Origin of the sequence: Streptomyces sp. NPDC001868 (assembly GCF_040297125.1) — a bacterium.
Classification (GTDB): Bacteria; Actinomycetota; Actinomycetes; order Streptomycetales; family Streptomycetaceae; genus Streptomyces.
In genome coordinates this window covers 101067-118505 of sequence record NZ_JBEOYO010000013.1, presented here as the reverse complement: position 1 = coordinate 118505, position 17439 = coordinate 101067, and the positions used below count along the sequence as shown (strand labels likewise).

Genomic DNA, 17439 nt, shown 5'->3' with positions numbered 1-17439 from the left:
GAACCTCACGTCGCCGGTCAGAACATCGTGTTGTCGTTCGCCGAAGTCGCCGGTACGTCCTGGAGCACGTCCCAGTGTTCGACGATCTTCCCGTTCCGCACCCGGAACAGGTCGAGGACGGCCTGGCCGCGCTCGCCCGGTGCGTTGACGTAGTGACTGTGGACGGCGACGAGATCGCCCTCGGCGATGACGCGCTTGCGCGAGACGGCGAGGTCGGGGAACTGCTGGAAGTAGGCGCCCAGACCGGCCCTGACTCCCGCCACCCCGTCGGGGATGTTCGGGTTGTGCTGGTGGTACTCGGGACCCCAGTACGTGTCGAGCGCCGACAGGTCCTTCCGTACCAGCAGCCGGTCGAAGGCCTTGGTCACCAGCTTCTCGTTGTACGAGGTCAGCCACGCCGGTCCCGGCTCGCTGGTGCGCGGCCGGCTGACCGTGGAGAACATGTCGTTGCCGTTGGCCGAGGATTCCGGCACCTCCTGGGCCACGTCCCAGTGCTCCGCGATGCGCCCGCCCTGGAAGCGGAAGATGTCGAAGACGGCGGAGCCCCGGGTGCCGGGGGTGAGCACGACGTTGGAGTGCACGAGGACGAGGTCGCCCTGCGAGACGACCCGCTCGATGTCGTACACAGCGTCCGGGAACTGCCCGCTCACCACCCCCGCGAGCCCCTTCAGCGTCTCCGCCCCGTCCGGCGCGAGCGGGTTGTGCTGGATGTAGTCCGGGCGTACGTAACGGTCCACGACCGCCGTGTCCCCGTCCTCGAACACCCCCTTGAGGACCCGTACGGCGACGGCCTTCTGGTAGTGGCCGACACGCGAGGCATCGCCGTACGGGCTCCGCTCGGCGACCGCCGTCGGTGCCGCGGCGGCGGGTACGACGGCGACGGTGGAGGTGAGTGCGACGGCCGCGAGGACGGCGACGAGCGCGCGGCGGGCAGGCGTGGTGGGGGTCACGATGCTCCCATCGGAGGGTGGCGCTTGAAAGTTCAAGCTCATACTTACCGAAGGAAAGCACTAACCACCAGTTAGCGTCAAGATCTTCTCCGCCAGGACGCCCCCGCATCCGCCCGCGCTTGCCTAGAGCGCACTCCAGCGCCTTGGCTTGGGAGTCATGAAGTACACACAGCTCGGACGCACAGGACTCAAGGTCAGCCGCCTGGTCCTCGGCACGATGAACTTCGGTCCGCAGACGGACGAAGCGGACAGCCACGCGATCATGGACGCGGCGCTGGACGCGGGCATCAACTTCTTCGACACGGCGAACGTGTACGGCTGGGGCGAGAACAAGGGCCGCACCGAGAGCATCATCGGCAACTGGTTCGCCAAGGGCGGCGAGCGTCGCGACAAGGTCGTCCTCGCGACCAAGGTCTACGGGAACATGGCGGCCTCCGCCGACGCCTGGCCCAACCACGACAAGCTCTCCGCCCTGAACATCCGGCGGGCGGTGGACGCGTCGCTCAAGCGGCTCCAGACCGACTACATCGACGTCTACCAGTTCCACCACATCGACCGGGCCACCCCCTTCGAGGAGATCTGGCAGGCCGTCGACGTACTGATCCAGCAGGGCAAGATCCTCTACGTCGGCTCCTCCAACTTCCCCGGCTACAAGATCGCCCAGGCCAACGAGATCGCCTCCCGCCGGGGCGGCACGATCGGCCTGGTCAGCGAGCAGTGCCTCTACAACCTCGCCGAGCGCCGCGCCGAGATGGAGGTCATCCCGGCCGCGCAGGAGTACGGCCTCGGGGTCATCCCCTGGTCACCGCTGCACGGCGGCCTGCTCGGCGGGGTCATCAGGAAGGAGGCCAAGGAAGGCCGTCGCAGCTCGGGCCGTTCCGCCGACGCCCTCGCCGACAGCGCCGTACGCGCCCAGGTCCAGGCGTACGAGGACCTCCTCGACAAGCACGGCATCGAACCGGGCGAGGCCGCCCTCGCCTGGCTCCTGACCCGTCCCGGTGTCACGGGCCCGATCGTCGGCCCCCGTACGGCCCAGCAGCTCGACTCCGCGATCCGCGCGGCCGACCTGGACCTGAGCGCCGAGCTCCTGACCTCCCTGGACGAAATCTTCCCGGGCCCGGGCCCGTCCCCGGAGGCCTTCGCCTGGTAGGCCCCGTCAGGGGCGCGAGGAACTGCGCGACAAGCCCCCACCGGGCCGCAGCCGGCGAACAACGCGCAGTTCCCCAGCTCCACCGCACACGACGGCTACTTACCCACCGCCGCCGCGAGAGCGACAACCACGAACATCAGCACAAGCACACCGGCCATGATCCGGTTACGGGTCTTCGGGTCCACACCACCGAGCCTAACCGCCCGCCCCCGGCCCCCTTCAGACGGCCCCGGCGGTCAGCGCCCAGCGGTCCACCACCTCGTACCGCGGCTGCTCCCCCGCCACCCCGGACGTCGGCAGATTGCTGCGCACCAGCGCGAGGTCGGCCACCGTCCACGTACGCCCGGCGAACGAGTTGAGCACGGCGACGTACGGCCGTACGTCGAGGTCCTCCCGGCTGCGGGCCACCGTCAGATGGGGCGTGTACCGGCGGTGCTCCCCCATCGGCACCCCCGCCTTGCGGGCCGCCGCCTCCGCCCGGTCGGCCAGCAGCCGCAGGGCCCCGAGGCCCCCCTCGGCCCCCGCCCACAGCGCCCGCCCGTGCCCGAACTGTCCGCCGCCGCGCACCGCCAGCGGAAACGGCCCGCTCCGCCCGGCGGCCCGCTCCAGGCGCCGCGACAATTCCGGTACGACGTCCTCGTCGACCTCCCCGTAGAACGCGAGCGTGAAGTGCCAGCCGGCCGGCACGGTCCACCGCAACCGCTCCGCCCCGACCAGCCCCTTCAACTCCCCGATGACCAGCCCGAGTTCATCGACGACTTCATCGGGCGGCAGCACAGCGGCGAACAGTCTCATGCCGCCACCCTCCCAGAGCACCGGATCACCCACGACCCCCGCGCCCCGAACCCCGCGCCCCGAAAGGGGCGCGGGGAACTGCGCGACCAACCACAACACCGCCGCACCCGCCCACCGACGCACCCCGGCACCCCCGTAGGCGCCACGGCACCGCAGGCACCAGCACCGCAGACGCCACGGCACCGCAGACATCTCGGCACCCCCAGCGGAGCGCCACGGCACCCCCAGCGGAGCGCCACCCCTCGGTCAGACGGGCACCGACTTCTGTTCCTCGGCCCGCTCCTGGGACAGGACCCGCACCCGTGGATGCCCCTGGTTCCACCCCACCGACAGCCGCAGCCCACCGGCCCTGACGAGGACGAGACCCACGACGACCGCGGCGGCCGTGGCGACGACACCGCCGGCGGCGAAGCCGATCCGCGCGCCGTACGTGTCGGTGGCCCAGCCGGCGACCGGCGCGCCCAGCGGGGTGCCGCCGAGGAAGACCATCATGTAGAGGGCCATGACCCGGCCGCGCATCGCGGGGTCGGTGTTCATCTGGATGGCCGTGTTGGTGGTGACGTTGACCGTCAGGCCGAACATCCCTATCGGGACCATGAGCAGCGCGAACATCCAGTACGCCGGTGCCAGCGCGGCCACGATCTCCAGCAGGCCGAAGGCGAGCGCGCCCCCGATCAGCACCCGCAGACGGGCGGTGCCGCGACGGGCCGCGAGCAGGGCGCCTGAGACGGAGCCGACCGCCATGAGCGTGTTGAAGAGGCTGTACGAGCCGGCGTCCGCGTGGAACACGTCGTCCGCGTACGCCGAGAGCCAGACGGGGAAGTTGAAGCCGAAGGTGCCGATGAAGCCGACGAGGACGATGGGCCAGAGCAGTTCGGGACGGCCGGCCACATAGCGCAGGCCCTCGCGGAGCTGGCCCTTGGCGCGGGGGGCGCGGCGCACGGGGTGCAGGTCGCGGGTCCGCATCAGCAGCAGGCCGGTGATGGGGGCGATGAAGGAGAGGCCGTTGTAGAGGAAGGCCCAGCCCGTGCCGACGGTGGTGATCAGCACACCGGCGACGGCGGGGCCGACCAGACGGGCCGACTGGAAGTTCGCCGAGTTCAGACTGACCGCGTTCTGCAACTGCTCCGGCCCGACCATCTCCGACACGAACGACTGGCGGGCCGGGTTGTCGATCACGGTGGCCATGCCCATGGCGAAGGCGGCCACATACACGTGCCACACCTGGACGTGTCCGGAGAGCGTCAGCGCGGCGAGCGCCAGCCCCGTCACCGCCATCGACGTCTGCGTGAGGAACAGCAGCCGCCGCTTGGGGAACCGGTCGACCAGCACCCCGCCGTACAGCCCGAAAAGCAGCATCGGCAGGAACTGCAAGGCCATCGTCACGCCGACAGCCGTCGACGACCCCGTCAGGCTGAGCACCAGCCAGTCCTGCGCGATCCGCTGCATCCAGGTGCCGATGTTCGACACCACCTGCCCGAGAAAGAACAGCCGGTAGTTCCGCACCCGCAGCGACCGGAACATGGAAACACGCTCCCGAGGGGCGGGGGTCTCCGGGGCTTCGGGGGCCGCCGCGGCGGAGTCGAGGGTGATCGCCGAGGCGTCCACACCCTCGGACGGACCCGTCGCCGAACCGGCGGCATCCCCGTTCGCCGAGCCGGCGGTATCCGGCGGCGCTTCCCGTACGTCCGGGATGGGCGGGGGCTTGTGGGCGGGTGGTGGTGCGGGGACGGAAGCTGCTCCGGGGCCCGTACTCAAAGGGGGTCGCCTCCTTGCGTGAAACGCGTGCATGTCGTGCGGTTGCGTAAGCCTCACCGCTCCTGTTCTGTCTGCTGGTTTTCGGGTCGGCCCATGCCCGCCCCCTGGCGGCGCACGGGCTGTCGGCAGGGGCGTACCGGCGGCCGATCGGGCGTGTCCCCACAGCCGAGGCGCACACGGCGGCCGGGCGCCGGGTCAGAGATGCGCGAGCCTCTCCAGCACCGGCGCGGCCGTCCGGAGCGCGGCCCACTCCTCCTCGTCGAGGCCCTCGACCAGGGACGCGAGGAACGCGTTGCGCTTGCGGCGGCTCTCCTCGAGCATCGCCTCGGCCCGCTCGGTCTGGGTGACCACCTTCTGCCGCCGGTCGTCGGGGTGCGGCTCCAGCTTCACCAGCCCCTTGCTCTCCAGCAGGGCGACGATGCGGGTCATCGAGGGCGGCTGCACATGCTCCTTGCGGGCCAGTTCACCGGGGGTGGCCGTGCCGCAGCGGGCGAGTGTGCCGAGCACCGACATCTCGGTCGGGCTCAGCGACTCGTCGACCCGCTGGTGCTTGAGCCGACGGGACAGGCGCATCACGGCGGAACGGAGGGCGTTCACAGCGGCCTCGTCGTCGCCATGGTTCAGGTCAGGCATGTTCTTTAGCGTAACTCATTACCCTAGCTAAAGACCACCGGAACTCCACAGCCGTGCCCGTGAGCCCCGCCACTCACGCCCGTTCCGGCCCCCAGATCACTCATATGAGTGACTAGTACGCAGAACATGACACGACAGAGCGGAGCACACCTGACCCTCGTACACATGGGGACCACTGTGCTCAGCCTGCGGATAGACGAGGAGCTGCTCGACCGGCTCCGGACCCACGCGGCGAAAAGGGGAATGAGCGTCCAGGACTATGTGATCGGGACGCTCATTCGGGACGACTTCGACGAGCGGTTCCAGACCGCCGTCGACGAGACGGAGAAGTTCTACGGGGTGACGTGAGCGACCCGGGCGCCGGAAGGAACCCGGGCCCCGCTCACGTCAGCCCCAGGGCCGGCATCAGGTAGTAGAAGCCGAAGACCGCCGCCACCACGTACATCGCGACCGGAACCTCACGCCCACGGCCCGCCGCCAGGCGCAGGACGACGAAGGTGATGAAGCCCATGCCGATGCCGTTGGTGATCGAGTAGGTGAACGGCATCATCACCATCGTCACGAAGGCCGGGATCGCGATCGTGTAGTCGGCCCAGTCGATCTCGCGGACGGAGTTCGCGAGGATCAGGAACCCGACCGCGAGCAGCGCCGGGGTGGCCGCCTGGGAGGGGACCATCGTGGCGACCGGCGTGAGGAACAGCGCGAGACCGAAGAGGGCCCCGGTGACGACGTTCGCGAAGCCGGTGCGCGCCCCCTCGCCCACCCCCGCCGTCGACTCCACGAAACAGGTCGTGGCGGACGAGGAGCTGGCACCACCGGCCGCGACCGCGATGCCGTCGACGAACAGCACCTTGTTGATGCCCGGCAGCTGACCGTCCGCGTCGGTCAGCCTGGCCTCGTCGCCGACGCCCATGATCGTGCCCATCGCGTCGAAGAAGCACGACAGCAGGACCGTGAAGACGAAGAGGACACCGGTCAGCACCCCGACCTTCGCGAAGCCGCCGAACAGGCTGACCTCTCCGATCAGCCCGAAGTCGGGGGTCGCGACCGGGTTGCCGGGCCACTTCGGCGTCGTCAGGCCCCAGGAACCGGCGGGCAGCTTGGCCACGGCCTCGACGATCACCGCGAGCAGCGTCATCGCGACGATCGAGATCAGGATCGCGCCCGGCACCTTGCGCACGATCAGCGCGAGCGTCAGCAGCGCGCCGAGCACGAAGACGAGCACCGGCCAGCCGTTCAGATGCCCGGTCGCGCCCAGTTGCAGCGGCACGGTCGTGTGCGCGGCGTCCGGGATACGGGTGACGAAACCGGAGTCCACCAGCCCGATCAGCATGATGAACAGACCGATACCGATGGAGATGCCCTTGCGCAGGCTCAGCGGCACGGCGTTCATGACGCGCTCCCGCAGCCCCGTCGCCACCAGCAGCATCACGATGAAACCGGCCAGCACGACCATGCCCATCGCGTCCGGCCACGACATACGCGGCGCGAGCTGGAGGGCGACGACCGTGTTCACCCCGAGGCCCGCCGCCAGCGCGATCGGCACATTGCCGATGACACCCATCAGGAGCGTGGTGAACGCGGCGGTGATCGCGGTCGCGGTGACCAGCTGGCCGTAGTCCAGCTGATGCCCGTACATGTCCTTCGCGCTGCTCAGGATGATCGGGTTCAGCACGATGATGTACGCCATCGCGAAGAAGGTGGCGAAACCGCCCCGGATCTCGCGCGACAGCGTGCTGCCGCGCTCCGTGATCCGGAAGTAGCGGTCGAGGGAGCCCTGCGGGGACATACGAGACCTCATCCCCAACGGACAGAGCGAACGCCCTCGCACCATTGGAGTTTTCTACGAACAGAAGTAGCCAATCAGAAACCGTTTCAGTATGAACATACATTGCGCGGAAGGCCATCTCCGCGCGTAGACCCGCGCGCCTCGTAAGCTGTGCCCCATGGCGAAGTGGATCCCCAAGCACGAGGCACCGGAGCCCCTGGAGGGCCCGATCGTGCCGACCATCATCGGCGGCACGATCCTGTGGCTCGTCCTCTTCGTCGTCCAGCTCCCCTTCTACGGCTGGTTCGAGGACCACGGGCACACCTGGTGGGTGTGGACCTGCCTGGCGGGCGGCGGGCTCGGGTTCATCGGCATCTACTACGTCCGCAGACGCGACGCGGCGATCAAACGGGACGCGGCACGTGCGGCTGCCGCCGAGTCCGGGGCGGCCGATGTGACGCCGGTCGAGTAGGCACCCTCCGCCGGGGCCGGCCGATCCGGAGGGTCGTGTACGACCACGGCATCACATCGCCCCTCCCCCGTCCTCCTGTGGTCGGATCTTTCCCGCACTCGGCGGGTGAACCCCCAAATCCGCACGTACCGTCGAATGCATGACGCACATCGACGCGGGTACCGACCTCGACCCTGTGCACCCCACCACCGCCCCGGCACCGGCCCACCCGGGGCGGGCGCGTGGGCTGACGGCCGCCGAGGTGGCCGAGCGGGTGACCCGCGGCGAGGTGAACGACGTACCCGTGCGGAGCAGCCGCTCCATGGTGGAGATCGTCCGCGCGAACGTCTTCACCCGGTTCAACGCGATCATCGGCGTGCTCTGGCTGATCATGCTGTTCGTGGCGCCGTTCCAGGACAGCCTGTTCGGTTACGTCATCCTCGCGAACACCGGCATCGGCATCATCCAGGAGTGGCGCGCGAAGAAGACCCTCGACTCCCTCGCGGTGATCGGCGAGGCGAAACCGACGGTCCGCAGGGACGGGGTCGCCGCGCCGGTCGGCACCTCCGACATCGTCCTCGGGGATCTGATCGAGATCGGACCGGGCGACAAGATCGTCGTCGACGGCGAGTGCGTCGAGACCGACGGCCTGGAGATCGACGAGTCGCTGCTCACCGGCGAGGCCGACCCGGTCGTCAAACAACCCGGTGACCAGGTGATGTCGGGCAGTTTCGTGGTCGCGGGCGGCGGCGCTTTCACCGCGACGAAGGTGGGCCGGGAGGCCTACGCGGCGCAGCTGGCGGAGGAGGCGAGCCGCTTCACGCTCGTCCACTCGGAACTCCGCTCCGGTATCTCCACCATCCTCAAGTACGTCACCTGGATGATGGTCCCGACCGCGATCGGCCTGATCATCAGCCAGCTGATCGTCAAGGAGAACGACTTCAAGGACTCCGTCGCCCGCACGGTCGGCGGCATCGTCCCGATGGTCCCCGAGGGCCTCGTCCTGCTCACCTCCGTCGCCTTCGCCATCGGGGTGATCCGCCTCGGCCGCAAGCAGTGCCTGGTGCAGGAGCTCCCGGCCATCGAGGGCCTCGCCCGCGTCGACACCGTCTGCCTCGACAAGACCGGCACCCTCACCGAGGGCGGCATGGACGTCACCGAGCTGCGCCCCCTCAACGGGACGGACGAGTCGTACGTACGCAAGGTCCTCGGCGCCCTCGGCGAATCGGACCCCCGCCCCAACGCCTCCCTCCAGGCCGTCATCGACGCCTACCCGGACAGCGAGGACTGGCGCTGCACCGAGTCGCTGCCCTTCTCCTCGGCCCGCAAGTACAGCGGCGCGTCCTTCGGCGAGGGCGGCGGCGAGTCCAGCACCTGGCTGCTCGGCGCCCCCGACGTCCTGCTCCCCGAGGACGACCCGGCCCTCACCGAGACCGAACAGCTGAACGAACAGGGACTACGGGTGCTGCTGCTGGCCCGTGTGACCCGGGAGCTGGACGACCCGGAGGTCGCCCGGGACGCCCACCCCACCGCCCTCGTCGTCCTCGAACAGCGGCTGCGCCCCGACGCCGCCGACACCCTGCGCTACTTCGAGGAGCAGGACGTACGGGCGAAGGTCATCTCCGGCGACAACGCGGTGTCGGTCGGCGCGGTGGCCGGAAAGCTGGGCCTGACCGGCGAGGTCGTCGACGCCCGCCGGCTCCCCGCAGAACGCGACGGGATGGCCGAGGCCCTGGACTCCGGCACCGTCTTCGGCCGCGTGACCCCGCAGCAGAAGCGGGACATGGTCGGCGCGCTCCAGTCCCACGGGCACACGGTCGCGATGACGGGCGACGGTGTGAACGACGTCCTGGCCCTCAAGGACGCCGACATCGGTGTGGCGATGGGCTCGGGCTCCGAGGCCACGCGCGCCGTCGCCCAGATCGTCCTCCTCAACAACAGCTTCGCGACACTGCCGTCGGTGGTCGCGGAGGGCCGCCGGGTGATCGGCAACATCACGCGCGTGGCGACCCTCTTCCTCGTCAAGACGGTCTACTCGGTGCTCCTGGCCGTCCTGGTGGTCTGCTGGCAGGTGGAGTACCCCTTCCTCCCCCGCCATCTGACGCTGCTCTCGACCCTGACGATCGGCGTCCCGGCGTTCTTCCTCGCCCTGGCCCCCAACAAAGAGCGGGCGAAACCCCACTTCGTCCGACGGGTCATGCGGTACGCGATCCCCGGCGGGGTCCTGGCGGCCCTGGCCACCTTCGCCACGTATCTGATCGCCCGTCACCACTACGCGGGCGAGGGCGCGTTGGAGGCGGAGACCAGCGTCGCCACCCTCACCCTCTTCCTGATCTCCATGTGGGTGCTGGCCATCATCGCCCGCCCGTACACCTGGTGGCGTCTGGGCCTGGTCGCCGCGATGGGCACCGGCTTCCTGGTGGTCCTCGTCGTGCCCTGGCTCCAGGACTTCTTCGCCCTGCGCCTGGTGGGTACGACGATGCCGTGGATCGCGGTCGCCATCGCGGCCGGGGCCTCGGCTGCCCTGGAGTTCCTGTGGAGGTGGGTGGACCGCCGCTTCCCCGCGTAGAACGCGGGGCCCGCGAAGGACGTACGGCCCATGTAGAACGTACGGCCCGCGTCGGAAACCGGACGCGCCCGGCCGGCGTCCTCGCCTCTGACCGACCTCGTCGAGGCCGTGCCGTCGCGTCACCCGCGACGAGCGCACCGGGAGGCGGGACAGGAAAGGGGAGACAGCCCATGAACCCGGATCCGCGGGTGGAATTCCACGCTCCGTGCGGACATGTGATCTCGGCTCCGGCCGACCGGGTCGGGCAGGACGTCCGTTGCCCGCACTGCCACCAGGTGGTCCGGGTCCCGTCGCCCGACGTCCCGTACGCCTCGGCGGTCCCCGTGCCGGCCGGCGCCGTCGAGCCGCCCGCCCTGACCACCCTCTATGTGACCGCGCTGATCGGCGGCCTCCTGAGCGCCGGTCTCGTCTATCTGGTCCTGTTCGACGAGTTCTCGGAGACCGAGCTGGTCTCGATCACACCGCTGTGGTTCTTCCCGATCGTCTTCGGCCTGTACGGCTTCGCCTCCCAGCGGCTGCTGCGCTACATCTCGGGCGGCCGTGCGAGGACCCTCGGCGAAGCCGCCCGTGTCTCCCTCGACGTGGCCGGGCACTGGGCGGCCCTGGTGCTCTTCCCGTTCCTGGTGCTGAAGTGGCGCAGTTCGCTGCTCGTGTCGCTGGCGGCGGCGCTTTTCTGGGCCGTGCTGCTGAGGCTCTTCTTCGCCCTGCTCTTCCCGAGCCTCTGACAGCACGGCCCGCCCTGCTCACGTCACCGCTGCGGGCGCTACCTCACGTCGACGTAGTCACCCGTGGCGCTGACCGGTGCCGTCGTCGTCACGCCCGCGTAGCTGAAGCGCCAGTAGCCGTCGTACGTGGCGGTGCCGGTGGCCCTCACATTGCCGGAGGCGTCCGAGTAGACCGTCCTGACCGTGGTGTACGTGCTGGTGCCCGCCTTGCGGAACTGCAGCTTCACCGGCTGCTTGGCGAAGGCCTTGTAGGTGTGGCTCTGCCAGTCCGCGCGGGTGAGCTTGCCGGTCGCGGTGACGGTCTTGCCCTTGGTGACCGGCTCCGGCCCGGCGTTGACGGTCAGCTTCGCGATCCGCTGGACGAGGGTGGAGGCCAGTCCGCCCTGCTCCTTGTAGCCGATCTTGCTGTAGTCGAGGTTGTCGCTCGTGGGGTCCTGGCCGTTGAACGCGATGGCGTCGGCGCCCGCCTTCCAGGTCCCGGCCTGCGAGTTGAGCAGGTCGCCGTCGCCGGGCCGGATGTCGATGGTGCCCGTGCAGCTCGCCGTCGTCGACGTCACGACCTTGCAGGTGGCGAAGTCGTCGCCGAAGAGCTGCGGGGTGGCGTCGTCGCCGAAGGTGCCGTGGTAGAGGAAGGGCTCGGCGAAGAAGTCCTTCGCGGTGACGTCGACGCCGGAACCGTGCGTCAGCGTGAACGACACCGGGGTGCTGACGGTGCCGCCGACACCGACCTTGACGGACTTGGCGACCTTGAAGTTCGAGAAGCCGACGTTCAGCGTGTACGGCTGACCGCTCGTCGCGGCCGAACCGGCGGCCTGCGCGGACGGCACGGCGAGGGCGGAGAAGGCCAGGGCGCCGAGGACGGCGGCCGCGGTGGCTCTAGTGCGCATATGTTCCCCAGGTGGAGAAAGAGTGATCGTGGGGCCAGTCGGCCCGGATGATCAGAACACGCGTTCCCCGCACTTACCGGATTCTTTCGCCCACCTCTTACGAAAGTCCGAATCCCGCCTTACGGAAAGACAGAAGGACGGATCGACGGAACGACGGAAAGGGCGCCGGCCCCGGGGATCCCGGAGCCGACGCCCACACCTCTTACCGCTTGCCGCGTGCCTACTTCACGTCGACGGCGTCGGCCGCCGACGTCACGGCGGCCGTGCCGGCGCTGCCCGCGAAGACATAGCGGTACGTGCCGTCGACGGTCGCCTTGACGGTGGTCTTCAGGGCGCCCGTGGAGGACGACTTGACCGTCTTGACGTCCTTGTAGGTGGACGTGCCCTTCTTCTTGAACTGCAGCTTCACGGGCTGGCCGCCGTACGCCGGGGTCTTGTTGGTGTCCCAGTTGGCGCGGGTCAGCTTGCTGGTGACCGTGAGGGTCTTGCCCTTCTTGACCGGCTCGGGGGTCGCGTTGGCGCCGGCGAGCTTCGTCTCGCGCTGGAGCTTGGCGGTGCCGAGCTTGCCCTGCCAGGTCTCGCCCAGCAGTCCGTTCACCTCGTCGCCCTTGAAGGCGAGGCCGCCCACCTTCCAGGTCTTGGCGTAGGAGTTGGCGAGGTCGCCGTCCTCCGGCCTGATGTCGATGAGCGCCTTGCAGGTGGCGGTGGTCGCGGAGGTGGCCGTGCAGGACGCCGCCTTGTCGCCGAAGAGCACCGGGTCCTCGAAGACGTCCACCACGGAGGTGGGCATCGACTTCAGGTACAGGAAGGGCCCGTGGGCGAAGTCCTTGGCCGTGATGTCGACGTCCGCGCCGTGCGTGAGCTTGTAGGTGACGGAGACCGAACGGTGCTTCTTGGCGCCGACGACGATCGGCTTGCCGCCGTTCACCTTCATCGCGGAGAAGGAGACATCGAGGTCTCCGACGGTCGCGTCGGCGGTGGTGGCCGCGCCGAACGCGGACCGCTCGGCACCGGCGGAGGGGACCCACGCCCGGTCGTCGGCCTGGGCGGCCGGGACGGCGAAGGCGGAGAGAGCGAGGGCGCCGGAGACGGCGACCACGGTGGCTCGGATACGCATGCGTTCCCCCGTTGGTGAGTGGGGCCCGATGGTCGTCCTCACATGGGCCCGGGGTTGTCGCGGGTCCGTCGACCCGCGTGATCTGTGCGGCAGGGGGACGCGCCGGGGTGAACCGGCGCGTCCCCCTGCTTCCCGTCGCGGCGCGATGCCGGCCGGGAGGGGTGAGCCCTGGGGCTCGCCGCTTACTTCACGTCGATGGCGTCGGCCGCCGAGGTCACGGCCGCCGTGCCCGAGCTGCCCGCGAAGACGTAGCGGTAGGAACCGTCGGCGGACGCCTTGACGGTGGTCTTCAGGGCGCCCGTGGAGGACGACTTGACCGTCTTGACGTCCTTGTAGGTGGACGTGCCCTTCTTCTTGAACTGCAGCTTCACGGACTGGCTGCCGTACGCCGGGAACTTCTCGGTGTCCCAGTTGGCACGGGTCAGCTTGCTCGTGACCGTGATGGTCTTGCCCTTCTTGACCGGCTCCGGAGAGGCGTTGGCGCCCGTGAGCTTGGTCTGGCGCTGGATCTTGAAGGTCTTCGCCGGGTCCTTCTTGACGAAGTCGGCGTCGTTGGCCGCGGCGAGCGCCCAGACCTTCCAGGTGCCGGCCACGGAGTTGATCAGGTTCTGCTGCGTCTCGACGGTGAAGCTCGCCTTGCAGGACGCCGTCGTCGCGTTCACCTTCTTGCAGGTGGCGAGGCTGTCGTCGTTGCCGTTGGCCACGGCGCCGCTGTCGGCGGTCTCCAGGCTCGCGCCGTGGTACAGGACCACGGTGACGTCCTTGAGGCTGACGCCCGAGTCGTCCGAGGCGGTGAAGGAGACCGTGAAGGTCTTCTTGCCGGAGCCGACGACGACGGCCTTACCGCCGTTGACCACGACGTTGGAGATCTTCGTGTCCCCGGCGGTCGGAGCGGCCTGCGCGGCCGGGGCGACGAAAGCGGTCAGGGCCAGGGAACCGATGACGGCACCCACGATGGCACGCTTGTTCAATGCATTCCCCACGTGGAAGGGATCTCGCGGACGATCGGTCGCGCGGGACCCGGTTCAGATCCGATGAGCCGGCCGGCTTCCAAGAGTCCTTCCAGAAGTCCCGGAGAGTCGAGTGACTCCCGCGACTTCTGTGACTCCTGAGAAAGCCGTCGGCTCGGGGGATCAGATCCACGAGGGGGGCGAATGGTTGTACGAGTTTTGCGCTTCCCGTGAAGATGTTGCCCAGATCACAGTGACCTCGCGCGCAACCCACGGCGGCGCTCAGTCGAACCAGCGGTCCCGCGCCAGCTCCGCCGTCCTGGACGGGTCTTCGAGCAGCGCGGCCACCTCGAAGCGGCGCGGCCACTGACCCGCCGCCCAGGCCAGCCCGGCGGCGACCCCCTCCAGCGTGGCGGCGTGCAGGACGCCGTCCCGGGTACGGCGCCAGTCCAGCTCGACACCGTCGACGACGAGCTCCTCGTGCTCGAAGTACGAGGCGGGGGTGGCCGGGCCGAGCAGGACCCGCACCGACTCCGGCACGTCGTGTTCCGTGCCCTCGGAGTCCACGTCCCCGGTGACCGACTCGCTGAGCCGCCGCACCTGGAACAGTTCGGCCAGCTCGGCGGCGCGTGCCGGCCGTACGGGGAGCAGGGGCACCCCAGAGGTGAAGGGCAGCAGGTCGGGCGAGTCGACGACCACGGCGTCGGCCGCGTCCACGACGGTCACCTCACCGTCCACCACCGCCCGCACCTCGTCCGGCAGGGTCACCTGTTCGGGGTCGAGGTCGGCCAACGCGCTGTACAGGCCGTGTAGTTGGGCGGCGGCCACGGGAAGGTCCGGGTCGGCCAGGCGGTCCAGCAGCTCGGCGGCGCCGCCCGGTTCGTCGAGGAGCGCGGCCACCGAGGTGCGCACGCCCAGCGCCCGCAGGACCTGCTCGTCGTCGAAGCCGGTGGCGTCGGCCTCGTCGTACAGACCCCGCAGCAACGGGTCGCCGCCGGCCGCGAGGAGGCCCGCCGGGCGGCGGCCGTCGAGGACGGGGTGCCCGCGCAGCCACCAGGCCGTGTAGGGGCGTACGACCTCGTGCGTGCCGTCCGGGAGCAGCACGCGCACCGGCTGGACGAGGGCGTCGCGCAGCGGCGGCTTCGCGAGCAGGGCGAGCGCCTCCGGCCAGCGGTCCTCGTCGACGAGGTCCAGGTCGCGCACGGCCACGATCTCCGTCGCCACGGGCGGCACGGGGCTGTCCGGGAAACGGTCGAGGATGTCCTCGGACCACACGTCCACCGCGTCGAGCAGCCCCGGGTCGTCGGGTTCGGCGAAGTCCCCGTCACGCGGCTCCAGTTCATCCGGGTCGAGGACGACGTCGGTGGCGCGTACGAGGGCGAAGTCGGCCAGGACTCCACAGGCGGCCAGGGGCCGTTCGCCCCAGCGGTCGGCCAGTTCGGCGTCCACGAAGGCGAGTTCGTCCTCGCGGATGACCCGGGCGAAGGGGCTGCCGGGGAGGACGAGTTCACCGGCGGGCGCCAGTTCGCCGTCCTCGTCGGGCAGGGCGAGGGCGCCGAGCCAGGGTTCGTCGCCGGGGTCGAGGGCCGCGTCGCGGACCAGGGCGAGGACGAGGTCGGCCAGTTCGTCGGCGTCCGGCCGTCCGTCCTCCTCGTCCCAGACGCCGCCCTCGTCGTCCAGGGACGCGGCGACGGCGGCCCGCACCTGCGGGGTGGTGAGCACGGCGCGCGGGGTCGCGGGCAGGGCGCCCAGTTTCTCCAGGAGCGGGTGCGCGGCGTCCGGGTGCGCGACCTTCAGGCCGAGACGGGCCAGTGTCTCGGGGGCCGTCTGCGGCCCGTCGGGGGTCGGCAGGAGCACCTGCCGGGGGCCGATGGTCGTCCGCCCGTCCGCGAGCGGGACCGGGAGGCCGGACAAGCGGTCCGGGTCGACGCCGGCGAGGCTGTCGTAGAGCCGCCGCCACCAGTCGGGCGCCTTCTCCAGCCCGGCGAGCCGGTCGATCACCTCGCCCAGCGGCAGGCGCGCGACACCCAACGTACGCAGCTCGGCGCGCCGTTCGAGCCCGGCGGGCAGCAGACTGGGGAGCACATCGGCGAGGACCCGTACGGTGTCGGCGCCCGCCCCTTCGACGACCTCGGCGTCCCGGGGGCGGAGGGCGGCTGGCATCTCGTCCAGCTCGTCGTCGGGTTCGGGGGTCACCGCGCGCGGCAGGAACGCCGTCCGCGGCAGCCGCTCCAGGATCGCCTGGCGCAGGGCGCCGTCCAGCTCGCCCTTGCCCAGCGGGCCGGGCACGAGGTCGATGATCCCCTCGCACACCGGCTCCCAGTCGGCGAGCAGCCCCGCGTACGCGTCCGCCGCGCGTTGCACGAGGAAGTCGGTGAGCGGCCCGGGCGCGGCGTGCCGACGGGTCGTGTCCAGGGGGAAGGAGGCGATGAGCAGCGCGGGCACGCCGAGGGCCTCGTCGCTGGGGGTGGGCGCGTGCACGACGGCGCTGGTACGCGGCCGGACCGGCTCCCCGTCGGGCCCGGTCGGTACGGCCCAGGTGACGGACCAGTACGGCCGCAGCCGCTCCTCGACGGGCCGGTCGGCGAGCAACGCGCCCTCGACCGTCCCGTGTTCGGCGGCCGTACGCCAGCGCGTGACCCCGTCCCGGGAGTCCTCGACGACGACGTACGCCCCCTCCACGCGCCGCCGCAGCGTCCGCGCCTCACCGGTGCCGACCTCGATGACGACCTCGTCGAGGCCGGGCAGGGCGAGGAGCAGCGCGTCGTCGACCGCGTGCAGCAGCCGCTCGGCGAGATCGGCTGCGGCGGTGTCGCGCAGCGGCAGGATGACGACGGTGTCGTACGTGTCCGGGGCGGTCCCCTCGGCCGCGAACGGCAGCCGCAGCAGCGGCACATGGCCGTCCCGGCGGCGGATCTCGTCCCCCAGGCCGGGGCTGTGCCGGGCGGTGTCGGCGGCGAGCAGCCGGGCCTCGGCGAGCGACCAGCGGATACCGCCGTGGCGCCCGACGACGGCGGGCTCGTCGGTGACGGCGAGCACGGCGGCGAAACCGACGCCGAAGCGGCCGACCGCGCCGTCGTGGCCGCCCGGGGTGTCCCGCTTGGCGGAGGCGCGGAGCGTGGACAGCGACTCGACGCCGCCCGCGTCCAGGGGGGCGCCGGTGTTGGCGGCGACGAGGACGCCGTCCCGGAGGGTCAGCCGCAGCCGTCCCGGGACCTTGGCGCGGGCCGCGGCGTCGGCGGCGTTCTGCGCCAGCTCCACGACGAGCCGGTCCCGGTAGCCGCCGAGGACGAGGTCCTCCTCGGCGTTGGCGTCCTCACGGAACCGGGCCGGGCTGGTAGCCCAGGCGTCGAGCACGCCCCGCCGCAGCCGAGCCGTCCCGAACGGGTCCGCACCCTCGGCCGCCGGCCGCACGAACTTGCTCACGGTCACTTCTTCCTGTCGCCTGATGGCACGAAGGTACCGCGTCGCTGCGCTGCGTGAGCCGGGCGCCCAGGGGGGTGGGGGGTAGCTGGTACGTGGGCGGGTGCGGGTGGGTGGGGGCTGGTCGCGCAGTTCCCCGCGCCCCTTAAAAGCATGGGGTGAGCCCGGGTTACCTAAGGGGCGCGGGGAACTGCGCGAGAAGCCCCACCGGGCCCGCGGCCGCCGACGAACCCGAACCCCCGAGCTATGAGGCGAACCCTCGC

Annotated in this window: 14 protein-coding genes; 5 read left to right on the top strand and 9 right to left on the bottom strand. The window is 70.6% G+C overall.

Translation table 11 applies throughout. From position 1 onward, the window contains the following. Nucleotides 1-17: 17 nt before the first annotated feature. Nucleotides 18-950 carry a nuclear transport factor 2 family protein gene (locus tag ABT147_RS17900; protein WP_351406951.1) on the bottom strand — a complete coding sequence of 311 codons (933 nt, stop codon included), beginning with the start codon at nt 948-950 and terminating at the stop codon, nt 18-20. 157 nt (nt 951-1107) lie between these two features. Between ABT147_RS17900 and ABT147_RS17895 the strand changes: the two genes are divergently transcribed. Next, on the top strand, nt 1108-2100 hold the full coding sequence (locus tag ABT147_RS17895) for an aldo/keto reductase (RefSeq protein ID WP_351406949.1): 993 nt from the start codon (nt 1108-1110) through the stop codon (nt 2098-2100). A 219-nt stretch (nt 2101-2319) separates the two neighbouring features. Here ABT147_RS17895 and thpR read toward each other — a convergent pair whose 3' ends face one another. From thpR to ABT147_RS17880, 3 genes are all read right to left on the bottom strand, one after another. Beyond that, complete coding sequence (thpR, locus tag ABT147_RS17890) at nt 2320-2895, bottom strand: RNA 2',3'-cyclic phosphodiesterase (protein WP_351406947.1); 576 nt, start codon at nt 2893-2895, stop codon at nt 2320-2322. A 246-nt stretch (nt 2896-3141) separates the two neighbouring features. After that, a complete protein-coding gene (locus tag ABT147_RS17885; RefSeq protein ID WP_502983102.1) occupies nt 3142-4653 on the bottom strand; it encodes an MFS transporter in 1512 nt (503 codons plus the stop codon). 195 nt (nt 4654-4848) lie between these two features. After that, a complete protein-coding gene (locus ABT147_RS17880; protein WP_351406945.1) occupies nt 4849-5286 on the bottom strand; it encodes a MarR family winged helix-turn-helix transcriptional regulator in 438 nt (145 codons plus the stop codon). A gap of 126 nt (nt 5287-5412) precedes the next feature. On the opposite strand from ABT147_RS17880, the gene ABT147_RS17875 reads away from it, so the two are divergent. After that, nucleotides 5413-5634 (top strand): ribbon-helix-helix protein, CopG family, encoded by a 222-nt coding sequence (locus tag ABT147_RS17875; protein WP_502983101.1) that lies wholly within the window; start codon nt 5413-5415, stop codon nt 5632-5634. 34 nt (nt 5635-5668) lie between these two features. On the opposite strand, the gene ABT147_RS17870 is transcribed toward ABT147_RS17875, so the two are convergent. Beyond that, the gene (locus tag ABT147_RS17870) at nt 5669-7075 is read right to left on the bottom strand and encodes an NCS2 family permease (RefSeq protein WP_351406941.1); all 1407 of its coding nucleotides are present in this window, start codon (nt 7073-7075) and stop codon (nt 5669-5671) included. A 157-nt stretch (nt 7076-7232) separates the two neighbouring features. Between ABT147_RS17870 and ABT147_RS17865 the strand changes: the two genes are divergently transcribed. The 3 genes from ABT147_RS17865 (at nt 7233) to ABT147_RS17855 (ending at nt 10799) form a co-directional block, all read left to right on the top strand. Next, complete coding sequence (locus ABT147_RS17865) at nt 7233-7526, top strand: DUF2530 domain-containing protein (protein ID WP_351406939.1); 294 nt, start codon at nt 7233-7235, stop codon at nt 7524-7526. Nucleotides 7527-7665: 139 nt separating this feature from the next. Further along, on the top strand, nt 7666-10074 hold the full coding sequence (locus ABT147_RS17860; RefSeq protein ID WP_351406937.1) for an HAD-IC family P-type ATPase: 2409 nt from the start codon (nt 7666-7668) through the stop codon (nt 10072-10074). Between the two features lie 170 nt (nt 10075-10244). After that, entirely contained in the window at nt 10245-10799 is a 555-nt protein-coding gene (locus ABT147_RS17855) for a hypothetical protein (RefSeq protein WP_351406935.1), read from the top strand. Nucleotides 10800-10837: 38 nt separating this feature from the next. Here the strand turns inward: ABT147_RS17855 and ABT147_RS17850 are convergent, their stop codons facing one another. The 4 genes from ABT147_RS17850 to ABT147_RS17835 all read right to left on the bottom strand — a co-directional run bounded on the left by ABT147_RS17850 (nt 10838) and on the right by ABT147_RS17835 (nt 17179). Next, a complete protein-coding gene (locus ABT147_RS17850) occupies nt 10838-11686 on the bottom strand; it encodes a hypothetical protein (protein ID WP_351406933.1) in 849 nt (282 codons plus the stop codon). Nucleotides 11687-11906: 220 nt separating this feature from the next. Beyond that, on the bottom strand, nt 11907-12803 hold the full coding sequence (locus ABT147_RS17845) for a hypothetical protein (protein WP_351406931.1): 897 nt from the start codon (nt 12801-12803) through the stop codon (nt 11907-11909). Nucleotides 12804-12985: 182 nt separating this feature from the next. After that, nucleotides 12986-13774, bottom strand: a complete 789-nt coding sequence (locus ABT147_RS17840; protein ID WP_351406929.1) for a DUF5707 domain-containing protein — start codon at nt 13772-13774, stop codon at nt 12986-12988. A 261-nt stretch (nt 13775-14035) separates the two neighbouring features. Continuing rightward, nucleotides 14036-17179: a sacsin N-terminal ATP-binding-like domain-containing protein gene (locus ABT147_RS17835; RefSeq protein ID WP_351406927.1), complete on the bottom strand. Its 3144-nt coding sequence runs from the start codon at nt 17177-17179 to the stop codon at nt 14036-14038. Nucleotides 17180-17439: the final 260 nt, after the last annotated feature.

What these genes read in the sequence shown, in the direction of transcription:
- ABT147_RS17860 (WP_351406937.1), top strand. Translation starts at nt 7,666, where the DNA reads ATGACGCACATCGACGCGGGTACCGACCTCGACCCTGTGCACCCCACC.
- ABT147_RS17855 (WP_351406935.1), top strand. Translation starts at nt 10,245, where the DNA reads ATGAACCCGGATCCGCGGGTGGAATTCCACGCTCCGTGCGGACATGTG.
- ABT147_RS17880 (WP_351406945.1), bottom strand. Translation starts at nt 5,286, where the DNA reads ATGCCTGACCTGAACCATGGCGACGACGAGGCCGCTGTGAACGCCCTC.
- ABT147_RS17870 (WP_351406941.1), bottom strand. Translation starts at nt 7,075, where the DNA reads ATGTCCCCGCAGGGCTCCCTCGACCGCTACTTCCGGATCACGGAGCGC.
- thpR (WP_351406947.1), bottom strand. Translation starts at nt 2,895, where the DNA reads ATGAGACTGTTCGCCGCTGTGCTGCCGCCCGATGAAGTCGTCGATGAA.
- ABT147_RS17865 (WP_351406939.1), top strand. Translation starts at nt 7,233, where the DNA reads ATGGCGAAGTGGATCCCCAAGCACGAGGCACCGGAGCCCCTGGAGGGC.
- ABT147_RS17895 (WP_351406949.1), top strand. Translation starts at nt 1,108, where the DNA reads ATGAAGTACACACAGCTCGGACGCACAGGACTCAAGGTCAGCCGCCTG.
- ABT147_RS17845 (WP_351406931.1), bottom strand. Translation starts at nt 12,803, where the DNA reads ATGCGTATCCGAGCCACCGTGGTCGCCGTCTCCGGCGCCCTCGCTCTC.
- ABT147_RS17850 (WP_351406933.1), bottom strand. Translation starts at nt 11,686, where the DNA reads ATGCGCACTAGAGCCACCGCGGCCGCCGTCCTCGGCGCCCTGGCCTTC.
- ABT147_RS17875 (WP_502983101.1), top strand. Translation starts at nt 5,413, where the DNA reads ATGACACGACAGAGCGGAGCACACCTGACCCTCGTACACATGGGGACC.